We start from the raw sequence: 13468 nt of genomic DNA on the forward strand, positions 1-13468 counted from the left end.
CCTTTGGGGAATCAGTATTTTTTCATCCGGGCGAAGACGTCTTCGATCACCATTTTGTCGCCCGTAATGGTAATGCGGCGCCAATCATCGGGGAAGGTTTCGGATCCCTCCCAGGTGCCCTGGCCTCCGCTGTTGGAGAACTTGTACAACAGCTCGCCTTCGTCGATCTCGGTGATCAGCGTCCAGACGTTGTCGCCGAACTGCTTGTCGCCGTTTTCGCCGTTATCCCACATGCGTACCGTATTGGGCTCGAGATTCGCGAGTTCCTTGCGGTTGCCCGCGATGTTCACAGAGGTAATGGCCTCGCGATCCACAAGCTTACACAGGAAGGTCACCTGAACGCGTTTGCGGGGGGTGGACCACTCGGGTGAGAAATCCGCCGGATTGACGAAGGAAGCGACCTGGGGTACACTGGCGCCGGCGATCTGCCCGGCATGTGAGAGATTCGCTGTGAAAGCCTGCTCGAAGGGCTTGGGATTCATCTTCAACAACGACTGCTTATTGAAGGCCTCAAACCATTGCGGGCTGGTCGCGCCGTAGAAGAAGTTGAACGCGGCACCCTTGAAATTCTCCAGGTAATTCGGTGACACATCCGGTGTCGCGCCGGTAAGAGCGGATCGTGTATTGCGCAGAGCATCCCACGCGGCGTTCATTTCGTCGCTGCCGATCCATGTGCTGAGCTTGCCTTCGAAACGTGAACCAGCGGCGAGCGTGTTCAGCTTCTCGAAATCCGCGGCTTTGTGTGCGGGCACACCGCGCAGACGATTGCCGTGGATGTACTCGGACATGGTTACGGATACGAGAGTGCGATTCTCGAACAGTTTGTTCAGCTTGCGATAGATGCCGTTGATAATGCCCTTGCCGTCGATGTCGCGCTCGTAGTGCATCCACGCATCATCCCCGTCAATAACCACGGTGACGAGCGCTTCTTTCTTGTCGTTGTTCGGTGCCATGGAGAGCACGGTGCGGATGAAATCGTCCGCCGAGTTCTCCGCGTAATAGTGACGATACATCCAGTTTACGCGGTTGCTCAAAAGCGTGTTCGTGAACGCCCCGAATACGGTTTTCCCGTCAACGGTCACAGAGTAGGGTATAGTGCTCGGAAGGTTTTTCGGTTCGCTGCGGCGCAGTACCTGTTCGTCGGAAGTGAACCACTCGAAACCATTATCCTTGAGAAGCGGGATCACCGCCGGAGACATGGCGCCATACGGCGGGACGTAGCCGGTGGGCGTGATATTCATGTAACGCTTGTAGGCCTCAATGGCCATTTTGAGCTGTGCGTCAACATCACCGGGATGCTGATAGGCAGCGGGCAGCGTGATATTCGGATCGGCCTCTTTTGCTACGTCGGAGTTGATCAGCAGCGGCAGCACGGCATCGGAGTAGGACGTCGCGGCCATTTCGAGCTGTCCGATCATGGCGGTGGGATTGTAGCGAGCCTTTTCGAACGCAGGCAGGATACTGGCCATGATGTACCACGAAGACGCGACGGCGCGTGCGCAGTCCTCTTCGGTAATCGCACGCTTCAGATAATATTTCCCGTCGCTGCGGAAGGAGACAAGATCACGCAGGTCGAGGGAACGGTAGATGCGCGTACCCGTCTGAATCAGGGGCACGCGGCGCTCGTAAAATTCGGTATCAAAGTTTGCAAAAATGGCGAAAAACTTCAGCAGTCGCAGTTCGTCCACCGTGTAGTTCGGATTGCCGTTGGCGTCCTGCCATTTGTCATACAACTCCATCATTTCGGGGAAGCGACGCAGACGCACCGGGCTCATGGTAAAGGCGTTCCACTCGTTCTTGTAGAGATAGGCTTTGTCCTGCTCGGTCAGGCGTTCGGCCGGCGTCAGGCAGATGTCTATCCATGGATCGGTCTTCCCTTTCATCCGGGCGAGAAAACCCGCTGCATCCATCTCCGCCGGTTTTGTCCTTGCACTGGGACGGAAGGGCTTGACGAAGGGCTCGAGCCGCTTGACGTACACTTCCTGAATCTGCCACAGCAGCGTCGGTGATAACACCGCTGTAGCATGAACGTTCGGGTAACGCTGGATCACATCAGCCAGCTCGAAATAATCGCGGCATGCGTGCTGACGCACAAAGGGTGCTTCAATCTGATCGGATGCGGGATTGTAGAAAAGGGGAACATGATGCTTGAATACCAGATTCAGATACACCGTTCCGCCTGTTTTGCTGTAACTGTCGTCGAGATTGCGGCGCACGGGATAGCCCTGCACGAGCAGCTTTCCGTCGTCTCCGAGCGAGACCAGCGTATTCAGACGCTTGCCGTCGAGTGACTCGAAGGTGAGGGGATTGGCCGGATCATGTTCGATACGGGTACCATCAATGGAAAACGCGTACTGGTAGGTGCCGGGGAGCAGGTCCACCGTTACGGTCCACTCGCCGCCTGCCGATTTGCTCATCGGGTTGGACGTCGTTGACCAGCCATTGAAATCACCGACAAGTGACACGGTCTTTGCGCCATCGTTCTTGTAGGTGAATGTGACCCCATCGGGAGATTTTGTCGGCTGAGCGATGACAAGAAGGGGGAACAGCAGGAAGGCAAATAGCAGAGGGAGGGATCTGCGTCTCATAACACTCCGCGAAACTATGGTGAGTACGGACTTCTTATGTCGGATTGTGCGAGATGGCATACCATCAATAGACTTCAAACTACTTTAAGAACGCCAGAAATGCAACAAAATCGCAGCCGATGTCACCGGGATTTCGTGCCGGCGTTCTGATTATCCGGGAATTCGCTGAAATTCTGTACCGTCACGTGTATCGTCACCGCGAGGGCCGTCTCCAGTATCGAACGCTTTCCGGGACTGCGATGAACTTTGCGTATATTTATTTGTGTTGTTCTTTGTTCCACAGCAGGCGCGGATACGTCCCGGTTCCCGCGTTGCACACCTCTGTACGAATCCTCACGAAGCACCATGATCATAAGTGACGCCGTCCGGAACATCGTTGAAATGCTGCACACGCACAGCGGAAAGCGTCCCGCGGATGTAGCGGTGCTTTCCATGATTCTGCAGCACGCAGGCGACGCCGGCCTGGCCGGGGACCTCGGCGCACTGTGCTTCCGCGCCAAGCATGTGAGCAGGGTGTTCGATACACTGTCGCGCCATACGCCGGAGACGGAATTGCACACGAAGTTGCAGGAAGAGTTTTCCGTGTCGATTCGTGAGTTTCATGTGATGCTCGACTCCTTTATTTCCGAGGCGCCCGAAGAGCTTCGCACGAACATCACTTCGCGGCATCTTGCCGTGACACCCGATGGACTGCGGCAGTTGATGTCGCTGGCGCGCGATCTGGAACTCCTGAAAAATTGGGAACTCGATATGACGCAGCAGATCCCGTGAGCACGAACACGCTCCTCTCGATGTGTGTACGCGCACTGGGTTCCCAGGGCGTACTCAAGCGCGGTGCTTCCTTCGTCGTCGCCGCCAGCGGCGGGATGGACTCGACAGTGCTCTGTCATATCATGCGGCAAGCCGCACGCCGATGGAAGCTCCGCCTCTGCTTCGCCTACATTCATCACGGTCTGCGCACCGAGGCCGATGGGGAGGCGGATTTCGTCCGTCAATTAGCCGAACGCATGGATGCGGAATTCCGCTGCGCGCACATTGATGTGCGGCGTGAAATGGAGCAATCGGGCGCGTCTCTGCAGGATGTCGCTCGCCGGCTTCGCTACGACGCACTCGAGAAAATCCGTTCCGATATCGGTGCAATCGCTGTGCTGACGGCACATCATGCGGATGATCAGGCCGAAACTCTGTTGGCGCATTTTCTGCGGGGCAGCGGCGTCCGCGGACTCGTGGGCATCAGACCGCTCCTCGGCACCGTGGCGCGCCCTCTGCTCGGGGCTGCCCGCGGCGATGTACTGGCCTATGCGCGGGAGCATGAGCTGACATGGATGGATGATGCATCCAACGCCAAGGACACGTACCGGCGTAATGCCATCCGCCACCATGTGATTCCGCAAATCGAGCAGCACGTCAATCCCGGCCTCCGTCATACTCTGGGAGATACAGCCCACGTTTTTTCTGCATTGGATGCTTACCTACATGCACAGGCGGAGGCACTGCACCGACGATCCGTGACGACGGACGCGTACGGAGACGTTTCCCTTGCGGTTCCAGTACTGAAAGGGTATTTTGAATTTGAGCGTATGCTGCTTTTTCGGGTGCTGATTGCAGAAATGCGCGGAAGCGAGCCCTCCTTCGACGAGGTACGCGCCGTGGAGAATGTTCTGAAGGCCACCGCGGGTCGGTTTGTGGACCTCGGGAAGGAATGCAGGATCATTCGTGAAAGCGACAGCGTGGTGTTTTCCCGTAAGACGTCGCTCCCCGCTGCCATTGCAGTCGTCCCGGGCCAACGCGTACGATATGGACCTTTTATCCTGTCGTCACAGACGCACGCTTACCCGCCCGCTCTGTCGGCGGAGACATCACGCGAGGTCATCGATCTCGATCGTACGGGGCGAGAGTGGCAACTAGGCCCCTGGAGGGATGAAGATACATTCACTCCCTTCGGAACAGCAGAAAGCAGACGCGTGAGCGATTTTCTCGCATCCGCGGGATACTCCCTCCGGGAACGCCGCCGCATCCCCGTGTTACGCGGCGCCAATGGCATTATCTGGATTTGCGGGGTGCGACTTGACGCGCATGCAGCGCTGACTCCCCACACATCCACCACAGCAATTGTTGAGTACTTTCCGGAACTTCTGCAATGAACTTTCTCCAGGAACACACCGCCGACAGCGTAATCATTCGGGACGAGACCTTTGTCCCGTTGATCCCCGCGCAGGTGATACAGAACCGGATCAGAGAACTGGCGGAGGAAATTTCCGTTGAGTTGAACGGCGAAGGCGGGGTGTTCATCTGTGTGCTCAATGGCGCATTCATGTTTTTCTCCGATCTGGTCCGGCATCTGGGAATCGACTGCGAGGTGGACTTCATCAAACTGTCGAGTTACGGTGAGAGCAGGATTTCATCCGGAAACGTCCGTCTTATCAAGGACATAAACTGCGAAATCCATGGTCGAAGGGTGTTTATAGTCGAGGATATCGTTGATACCGGTGCTTCCATCGATTTTATGTTGCGTCACCTGGAGAAAAAGAACCCTGCGTCAGTGAAAATTGTTACCTTACTGCATAAGCCGGCCAGCACGCGTTTCAATGTCGCGCTTGATTATGTCGGTTTCGAGATTCAGCCACGCTTTGTCGTGGGCTATGGTCTGGATTATGCGCAGCAGGGGCGCAATCTTCCTGCGATCTACGTTCTCGATGACGAGAAAAAACACATTTAGTTACTCAGTGACAACAAAGCAGATACATGCGTAACCCATTTTCCCCCTCCTGGCACATGGCCGCACCTGACGATCAGGGAAACCGACCTCCCGCACGTCGCGATGGACCGCAATCCGGAAAAAATCCGGACGAGAATCCCTGGGCGCGCTATTCCAAGGTCGTTCTCACCTGGCTTGCGGTGATTCTTATCGCATTCGTCGTGATGACCTTCCTCGACTCCAAACCGGAGGCGCCTTCGATTACCTATTCGCAATACCAGCGTATCCTGAACGGCGAGATCAAGAATCTCGACGACTCCATGGTCAAAATCGTCAAAGCCACGGTGTACAAATCCGGCCTGAACGATTATGTGATGGAAGGTGCGCTCAATCAGACCATACCTTTGAAAACAGAGGACGGACGCACCGTGGACGCCTCCACGTTTTCCGTCAATCTCGGCGCGGTTGATTCCGAGGCGCAGCAGGTCTGGATCAGTCAGGGGATCGATGTGACCTTTAAGGAAAAGGACAATATCTGGACGAACACGCTGATCACCCTGCTCCCGTGGGTGCTCATCATTGGTGTGTGGCTGTTTTTCATGAGGCGCATGCAGGCGGGTGCAGCGGGAGGGCCCAAGGGGCTGTTCTCCTTCGGGAAGAGCCGCGCCAAGATGATCAATGAAAATTCGATCCGCATCAATTTTTCCGATGTCGCCGGAGCTGACGAGGCCAAGGTGGAATTGCAGGAAGTAATCGAGTTTCTCAAGGAACCGGGAAAATTTCAGCGTCTCGGAGGAAAAATCCCCAGGGGTGTTTTGCTCCTCGGCCCTCCGGGAACCGGAAAAACGCTGCTTGCGCGCGCCGTCGCGGGAGAAGCGGGGGTTCCCTTCTTCTCCATTTCGGGCGCGGAATTTGTCGAGATGTTTGTCGGCGTCGGAGCCAGCCGCGTACGCGATTTGTTCGAGAACGCAAAAAAGAACTCCCCCTGCATCGTCTTCATCGACGAAATTGACGCTGTCGGGCGTCAGCGCGGCGCAGGTCTCGGCGGCGGACACGACGAGCGCGAACAGACGCTGAACCAGCTTCTTGTGGAAATGGATGGCTTCGAGCAGGGGAGCACTGTCATCATTATCGCCGCAACGAACCGGCCCGACGTGCTCGATCCCGCCTTGCTGCGTCCCGGACGCTTCGACCGCCAGATCGTGGTGGATCGCCCGGACGTCAAAGGCCGTCTCGGAATCCTGAAAGTGCATGTGCGGAATATTCCGCTCGATCCCGACGTGGATCTCGAAACGCTCGCGAAGGGGACGCCGGGCCTCGCCGGTGCGGAGCTGGCCAACCTGGTCAACGAAGCCGCGCTCTACGCCGCCCGACGGAACAAGAAATCCGTTACCATGCTCGATTTCGAGGAAGCCAAAGATAAGGTTATGATGGGCCTCGAACGCAAGAGCCTCATCATATCCGAGGACGAAAAGCGGATGACCGCCTATCATGAAGCAGGCCATGTACTTGTCGCGAAAATGATACCCGAGGCGGACCCGGTGCACAAAGTCACCATCATTCCTCGCGGGCGTGCACTCGGTGTGACAACGTATCTTCCCATTGACGAAAAACACACCTATTCGAAGCAATATCTCGAAGCCATGATCGCGTACGCCATGGGTGGCCGCGCCGCAGAACTACTGATCTTCAACCAATTTACTACCGGCGCCGGAAACGATATCGAGCGGGCCACGACACTTGCGAGGAAGATGGTGTGCGAGTGGGGCATGAGCAATCTGGGGCCGCTGACGTTCGGGTCGAAGCAGGAAGAAATCTTCCTCGGACGCGAAATATCGCAGCACCGCGATTACAGCGAAAAAACGGCAATGGCTATCGACGAGGAAGTGCGGATGATCGTCACAAAAGGTATGGACCTTGCTTCGTCGCTGCTGAATGAGCACAAGGAAGTGCTTGATCGTCTTGCCATGGCGCTGCTCGAACGCGAAATATTAGACAGCGACGAAATCGATCTGATCCTCCGCAATGAACCTCTGCCACCAAAGAAAATCTCCGACAACGGCATACAGGACCCGGTGAAAAAAACGGGCGAAGATATGCTGAAAATCGATCAGGAACGCGCGGAGAAAATTCGCAAGGCCGTAGAAGAAATTCAGCGACAGGAATCGGTCCAGAATCCACCGCAGCAGAGCGAGGGCCAGACACGGGAAGGTAAGGAATGACGGCGGATTCGTCCGCAAGCGGTGTATCCGGCGGCGAATCCGTGTCTTTTCGGTCGGAGCTGCTCCGCAAGAGTATTCACATGACCTCGCTGTCCATCCCGGTGGCCTATGCGATGATCAGCAAAGACCTCGCGCTGCTGATACTCATTCCGATGACGGCGGCCTTTCTCATCGCGGACGTCCTCCGGACCTTTCATGCACCGAGCTTCCGGCTCTATGAGCGTATTTTCGGGCACATGCTGCGGGCGCATGAAAAAACACAGGAAAAAAAGACGCTCAACGGCGCCACATGGGTACTCATTTCAGCGACCTTCTGTGTGCTCGTCTTCCCCAAGCTGATTACCATTACGGCGTTCGCCATTCTGATCATTTCGGATACCGTCGCCGCACTCATAGGCCGGCGTTTCGGGACGAAAAAATACCGCGGGAAAACATTGGAAGGCTCGTCGGCGTTCGTGCTTTCGGCCATCATCGTCATTCTTTTCACGCCCAAACTGACGCACTCGCCCGGTGAATATGCCATAGCGATCGTCTCCGCTGTCATCGGCGCCATCGCCGAGGTGTTTTCCTTCGACATCATTGATGATAACTTCGCCATTCCCGTCGCCATTGGTTCGGCGCTTTGGCTGTTGTACCTTGTGGTATTCCCTGAACTGAACGTCTATTCTCTGGACGGCTGACATGAAATATTCGCTTCTCGCAACGACACTCGGCGTTGCCATTTTGCTCTCCGCCTGCGGTCTCGAGAGTAAAGACACAGCGCTGGGTGAGTATGACGTGATCACCATCGTCTGCGACAGTGCCGATTACAACGAGCTGGAAGACGTGATAGAAAACGCTTTCGCGTCGCCGATATTCACCCCGCAGCCGGAGCGCTGGTTCCGCTTGCAGCGGCTCGATTTGGGTGATCTGCTGGACCGCAAACGGGAGCGCAACATCGTGATCATTGCGCCGATGGACGCAAAGAATTCCACCGGGGATTACATGCGCAGCGCACTCGACTCCGCGGTGCGCGGTCTGGTCAAAGAGGGGAAGGAAAACGTCTTCGTCCAGAAAGATTTATGGTACCGCGGTCAAACCGTCATGCATCTCACCGCGCGCACGATGACGGAACTGCGGGATTTCATGGCCGCCAATGCCAGCCGTCTCGAGTACTATTTCAAATCCGCCTGGGACGATTTCGAGCGCAAGCGCATGTTGGGGTTGTCGCGCGAGGAGACGATCGAGGAGCAGCTTCTTGAAGAGCATGCGTTCTCCCTTGCCGTTATTCAGGACTGGTTTGTCGCGAAAGACAGCAGCGACATCGGCTGCGTGTTGCTCCGGCGGCAGTCTCCTGTGGATACCGAACGCTGGCTGCTTGTGCACTGGATAGATACCGACAACACCGCGCTTCTGACGAATGATTTCGCCTTCGCAACGAGAAATCGTCTGACGGAAATACTCTACCGTACCTACAACGATTCCGCCTGGGTCGTCATCGACAGTGCGAATTATCTGCAGTTCGACGAAGTGAATTTTCAGGGTCGTTTTGCCATACGGATGAAGGGTCTGTGGCGGATGAACGATTATTCCATGGGCGGACCTTTCACGAGTTACCTCTTTTATGAAGAGACGCAGAAACGCATCTACTTCATCGATGGCGCTGCCTTCGCTCCGAAATACGAGAAGAAGAAGCTTATACAGGACCTGGACGTCATGATCTCCACTTTCAAGCCCGGGTCCGCATCCTCCGGGCCGGCGTAACAACCGCGATGGGAGAGCGCGGGCGTCACTTGCTGCTATGGGCGGGAAAATGTGTTCTCGCCTCACTGTTGTTGTATCTGCTGATACACAATGTTGACGCAGCCGCTATTGCACGTGCCTGGTCGGGCGCAAACCCCTGGTATATCGCTGCCGCGCTACTGCTGCTTCCGCTGAATTTGTGGTTGCAGTATCGGAAGTGGGCAGTGATGCTGCGCCGGGTCTATCCCGATATTCCCGTTGGCGACGTTCGGGGTTCGCTGCTCATCGGCTTCACCTTCGGTCTCGTTACACCGGCGCGCATCGGCGAGTTCGGCGGTCGTGCTGTTGCGGTACGTGGCGCCAAACCGTCGGTTCTTATGGGTTTGACGGCAGCGGACAAGCTGTCGACGATGGCGGTGACGGTGGGTGTCGGGTTGCCGGGTGTACTGTTGTACGGCTTGCTGTACCCCTTCATGGACAGGGTGCTGCTGCTTGCCGTGTTCTCCGGTACAGTCGCGATGGGGCTTCTTGTCATCGGCATCCTGGTACAACTGCGCGGCAGGATCCGGAATGCGGAGCACTGGGTCGGCCGGACCTACCGGCGCATAACAATGGTGGTGCAGGCATTGGATGCATCCACGGTCAGGATCATGCTGTGGCTGTCTGTCCTGTTCTATCTCACTTTTCTCGCGCAGTTTTTTCTGCTGCTCTCAGCGTTTGGTCCGGTGAGCCTGTTCTCCGCCCTTGCCGGAATAAGCACGATCATGCTCATCAAAACCATCGTTCCTCCCATCACTCTGGGCGAACTCGGCATACGCGAGGGCACCGCGGTGCTTGTACTTGCACCCATCGGTGTACTGGCCGCAGCCGCTTTCAACGCGTCGCTGCTGTTGTTCGTGGTCAATCTTCTCATACCCGCACTAATCGGTGTGCCGCTGCTTGTGCGCACCCGGCGGACCGCACAACGCTCCTCTTGATGCTTTTCGCATTCTATTCCTTTCTTTTTCTGCTGACCGGCGTCTACGCCCTGCTTTTGCTACGCCTCCGGTCGGGATTGCGCAATCTTGCAGAGGAGGAGACGCGCGACGTACCATCCACACTCTCCGTCAGCATTGTGGTGCCGCTGCGTAACGAGCTTGCGGCGCTGCCCGAGTTATTGCGCTCTCTCAGTGGTCAGCACTATCCATCGGGGACGCATGAGGTACTGCTCGTCGATGATCATTCGGAGGATGGCAGCGCGGAGGAACTGCGTCGTATCACTCATGGCCAACCCTCGTATCGCGTTCTGAGCGTACCTGATGGAATGATGGGAAAGAAGGACGCGATAGCATTTGGTGTGCAGCATGCGAAGGGCGAGGTCATACTCACGACGGATGCGGATTGCACGCATCCGCCGGGCTGGCTGGCTGCCATGAGCGACACGTTTACGCCTGGCGTGGATGTCGTTGCGGGCCCCGTGGTGTATGCGGATCGCGGAAGTTTGTTCAAGCGTTTGCAGGCGCTTGAATTTCTGGGCTTGGTGGGTGTCGGTGCGGGATTTTTCGGCATCGGCTACCCGCGCATCTGCAACGGGGCAAATTTCGCCTACCGTCGTGAGGCCTTTCTGCGTGCAGGCGGGTATGCGGGCAACCGGGGCATTCACAGCGGGGATGACGAATTTCTCTTGCAGGACATCGTGTATCGTCAGGGCGGCGGTGCGCGATTCACGATTTCTCCCGATTCCGTTGTCACTGCGCAGCCCGCACCGGATTTCCTGAGTTTCATGCGGCAGCGCATTCGCTGGGTGTCGAAAAGCAGACATGGCAGTGATTCCCGCTTTGTCTCCTTTCTGGTGCTGCTGTTTGTCTATTTTGTTCTGCTCTCGTTGATGCCACTGGCTGTGCTGTATGCCCCGTACACGGTGCCGCTTGCGGTGGTGATCGCGGTCGCGAAGCTTGCGCTGGATACGAGCGTGCTGCTGCCTTCCGCCGCGCTGCTGCGCATGCCGGTACGGATACCCGATATTATCATTGCGGAGCTTCTGCATCCATTCTATCTTGTGATTGCGTCGATTATTGGCAGTACAGGAGCATTTACATGGAAAGGCCGGCGGCTGAGGAATCATTGATTCCGGAGCGAAATCTCTGGATATACGATGGAGAGGTCCGCATTGTGTGGAAGCTCTCGGCCTATGTCGGGGTGTTCCTCTTTTTCAGCTTCCTGCTCCTGCTCGTTTCTTTGCTGCTTCATCAATCCACGACCCTCGTATACAGCATAGCACTCACCCTCGCTGCGTTTGCGGCTACGGTATTCTGCATGCTGCTGATAGAAAAACGCTCCGTTGTTGATATCGGTTTGTGGTTCCGGGCCCCGGCGCACCGGGCGTTCTGGATTGGCAACGGTTTGGCTGCCGGAATGATACTGCTGGTTTTCGCGGCGGAACTCTCCACCGGTTTGGCGCGTACCATGCTTCTGTGCCTCGAAATCGACAAAGCATTACACATCGTGGCGTTCGGGTTTGTGCAGTTTGGTTTCGTGGCGGTGGGCGAAGAAGTATTGACACGCGGTTATCCCTTTTACGCCCTGCAACGCAGGTTCAACGATCTCACAGCCATTATTCTCACATCACTCGTGTTCAGCATCATGCACGCGACAAATCCCTCCGTAAGCATCTTCGCACTCGTCAATATTTTCCTGGCGGGCGTATGGCTTGGAGTTGCGCGCGTGCTCTCCGGCGGGCTGTGGCTGCCTATCGGCATGCATCTCTCATGGAACCTCGTCATGGGCAGTATTCTGGGCTTTCCGGTGAGCGGGATCGTGGGTGAAGGCGTTATGAAGACGGAAGCCTTCGGCCCTTCATGGATCACAGGCGCGTATTTCGGGCCGGAAGGCGGCGTGCTAGTCACCGGCATACTCCTTGCCGGCACAGTGGCGCTGCTGCATCCGGCGTTGCGAGGACGCTACGCTTTCGCGCAGAGCATGGAGACAGAGCAAAGATCACCAGAGGAATCATCATGAAAACATACACGCTTGCATACGCCTTTCTGCTTGTGCTCGTATCCGGCACGGTGCACGCTCAGTGGATCGAGGATGCGGAAATAAACGAACTGGTGAATCAGGGCATACGCGACACCTACAATCTTCGCTTCGAGGAGGCCGATGCCGCCTTCACGAAAGTCGTGAAAGCCCATCCGGATCATCCCACCGGACATTTCCTTCTTGCCATGGTCGAGTGGTGGCGTATTCTTATCGACATCGAGAATGAGTCGCGCGACGACAGATTCTATGATATGCTGGACGACGTCATAGACTTGTGTGATACGCGCCTGAAGAAAAATGAAAAGGATCTGGCGGGTCTGTTCTTCAAGGGCGGGTCTATCGGATTCAAGGGGCGCTTGCTCGCAAACCGCAAGAGCTGGGTCAAGGCGGCCACGACTGGTAAGCAGGCCTTGCCGGTTGTTATGGATGCCGCCGAGGTGGCGCCTGACAATGCGGACCTCGCCTTCGGAACCGGCATTTACGATTACTACGCCGCCGTGTTGCCCGAGAAATATTCCGTTCTGAAGCCTCTCATGATGTTTCTTCCCGAGGGAAACCGATCACGCGGTCTGAAGGAACTCAAATTGGCTGCGGACAAGGGACGCTATGCGAATTGGGAGGCAAAGTACTTCCTCATGCAGACCTGGTACAGCATCGAAAACAAACCCTCCACTGCGCTGACCTATGCGCGCGAGCTCCACGAGGAGTTTCCGGCCAATCCCGTGTTCCACCGCTATCTCGGACGCATCAGCGTCAAGATGGGGAATTGGGAAGGTGCGACGAAAATATTCACCGACATCGCAACCTCGGCACGCAGCGGCAAGCGCGGCTACACCAAAGCTATGCATCGCGAAGCGCAGTATTATCTCGGCTATGGCGCCATGTTGCGCAAGGAGTATGGAACAGCGATGAAGCATCTCGTCGAATGCGACAAAATGTCCCGCGGCATCGATGAGGATCCCTCCGGCTTCATGATCATGGCCAACCTGCGCATGGGCATGCTGCATGACGTGATGAACGAGCGCAACTACGCGGTGAAGCAATACGACAAAGTGCTCAAACTGCCCGAGTTCAACGGCTCGCGCGATCTTGCGAAGAAGTACAAAAAGTCGCCGTATTCGTTTTAAAGTGAAATGCTCGCCTGCAGGGTGGATCGGAGAAGCAGAGGTGTTGCGGATGTTCTCATGCCGATCTGTCGCGATCTTCTCCTCCCGCACCGC

The 13468-nt window shown here is 56.3% G+C and carries 11 protein-coding genes; 10 read left to right on the forward strand and 1 reads right to left on the reverse strand.

The features are described from left to right. Window positions 1–11: 11 nt before the first annotated feature. Entirely contained in the window at window positions 12–2588 is a 2577-nt protein-coding gene (locus M5R41_17375) for a hypothetical protein (GenBank protein MCZ7558177.1), read from the reverse strand. 345 nt (window positions 2589–2933) lie between these two features. Here M5R41_17375 and M5R41_17380 point away from each other — a divergent pair, with 345 nt between their 5' ends. Genes M5R41_17380 through M5R41_17425 form a run of 10 tightly spaced genes read left to right on the forward strand, consistent with a single transcriptional unit; the run spans window position 2934 to window position 13375 of the window. Continuing rightward, window positions 2934–3359, forward strand: a complete 426-nt coding sequence (locus tag M5R41_17380; GenBank protein MCZ7558178.1) for a hypothetical protein — start codon at window positions 2934–2936, stop codon at window positions 3357–3359. Further along, a complete protein-coding gene (gene tilS / locus M5R41_17385; protein ID MCZ7558179.1) occupies window positions 3356–4732 on the forward strand; it encodes a tRNA lysidine(34) synthetase TilS in 1377 nt (458 codons plus the stop codon). The genes M5R41_17380 and tilS overlap by 4 nt, the downstream gene beginning before the upstream one ends. Further along, on the forward strand, window positions 4729–5307 hold the full coding sequence (hpt, locus tag M5R41_17390; protein MCZ7558180.1) for a hypoxanthine phosphoribosyltransferase: 579 nt from the start codon (window positions 4729–4731) through the stop codon (window positions 5305–5307). The genes tilS and hpt overlap by 4 nt, the downstream gene beginning before the upstream one ends. A 26-nt stretch (window positions 5308–5333) precedes the next feature. After that, complete coding sequence (gene ftsH, locus M5R41_17395) at window positions 5334–7508, forward strand: ATP-dependent zinc metalloprotease FtsH (GenBank protein MCZ7558181.1); 2175 nt, start codon at window positions 5334–5336, stop codon at window positions 7506–7508. Then, window positions 7505–8188: a dolichol kinase gene (locus tag M5R41_17400; protein MCZ7558182.1), complete on the forward strand. Its 684-nt coding sequence runs from the start codon at window positions 7505–7507 to the stop codon at window positions 8186–8188. The genes ftsH and M5R41_17400 overlap by 4 nt, the downstream gene beginning before the upstream one ends. Before the next feature lies 1 nt (window position 8189). Then, window positions 8190–9251 (forward strand): DUF4837 family protein, encoded by a 1062-nt coding sequence (locus M5R41_17405; protein MCZ7558183.1) that lies wholly within the window; start codon window positions 8190–8192, stop codon window positions 9249–9251. An 8-nt stretch (window positions 9252–9259) separates the two neighbouring features. Beyond that, window positions 9260–10207 carry a flippase-like domain-containing protein gene (locus M5R41_17410; GenBank protein MCZ7558184.1) on the forward strand — a complete coding sequence of 316 codons (948 nt, stop codon included), beginning with the start codon at window positions 9260–9262 and terminating at the stop codon, window positions 10205–10207. Next, window positions 10207–11337: a glycosyltransferase gene (locus tag M5R41_17415; GenBank protein ID MCZ7558185.1), complete on the forward strand. Its 1131-nt coding sequence runs from the start codon at window positions 10207–10209 to the stop codon at window positions 11335–11337. The genes M5R41_17410 and M5R41_17415 overlap by 1 nt, the downstream gene beginning before the upstream one ends. Then, the gene (locus M5R41_17420) at window positions 11307–12227 is read left to right on the forward strand and encodes a CPBP family intramembrane metalloprotease (GenBank protein MCZ7558186.1); all 921 of its coding nucleotides are present in this window, start codon (window positions 11307–11309) and stop codon (window positions 12225–12227) included. The genes M5R41_17415 and M5R41_17420 overlap by 31 nt, the downstream gene beginning before the upstream one ends. Further along, a complete protein-coding gene (locus M5R41_17425) occupies window positions 12224–13375 on the forward strand; it encodes a hypothetical protein (protein ID MCZ7558187.1) in 1152 nt (383 codons plus the stop codon). The genes M5R41_17420 and M5R41_17425 overlap by 4 nt, the downstream gene beginning before the upstream one ends. The last annotated feature ends 93 nt before the right edge of the window (window positions 13376–13468 follow it).

The sequence above is a fragment of the Bacteroidia bacterium genome (assembly GCA_027493955.1).
GTDB lineage: Bacteria > Bacteroidota > Ignavibacteria > SZUA-365 > SZUA-365 > JAOSJT01.

Coding starts and splice junctions, on each gene's coding strand:
- M5R41_17375 (MCZ7558177.1), bottom strand. CDS start 2,588: ATGAGACGCAGATCCCTCCCTCTGCTATTTGCCTTCCTGCTGTTCCCC.
- M5R41_17380 (MCZ7558178.1), top strand. CDS start 2,934: ATGATCATAAGTGACGCCGTCCGGAACATCGTTGAAATGCTGCACACG.
- hpt (MCZ7558180.1), top strand. CDS start 4,729: ATGAACTTTCTCCAGGAACACACCGCCGACAGCGTAATCATTCGGGAC.
- ftsH (MCZ7558181.1), top strand. CDS start 5,334: ATGCGTAACCCATTTTCCCCCTCCTGGCACATGGCCGCACCTGACGAT.
- M5R41_17400 (MCZ7558182.1), top strand. CDS start 7,505: ATGACGGCGGATTCGTCCGCAAGCGGTGTATCCGGCGGCGAATCCGTG.
- M5R41_17405 (MCZ7558183.1), top strand. CDS start 8,190: ATGAAATATTCGCTTCTCGCAACGACACTCGGCGTTGCCATTTTGCTC.
- M5R41_17410 (MCZ7558184.1), top strand. CDS start 9,260: ATGGGAGAGCGCGGGCGTCACTTGCTGCTATGGGCGGGAAAATGTGTT.
- M5R41_17415 (MCZ7558185.1), top strand. CDS start 10,207: ATGCTTTTCGCATTCTATTCCTTTCTTTTTCTGCTGACCGGCGTCTAC.
- M5R41_17420 (MCZ7558186.1), top strand. CDS start 11,307: ATGGAAAGGCCGGCGGCTGAGGAATCATTGATTCCGGAGCGAAATCTC.
- M5R41_17425 (MCZ7558187.1), top strand. CDS start 12,224: ATGAAAACATACACGCTTGCATACGCCTTTCTGCTTGTGCTCGTATCC.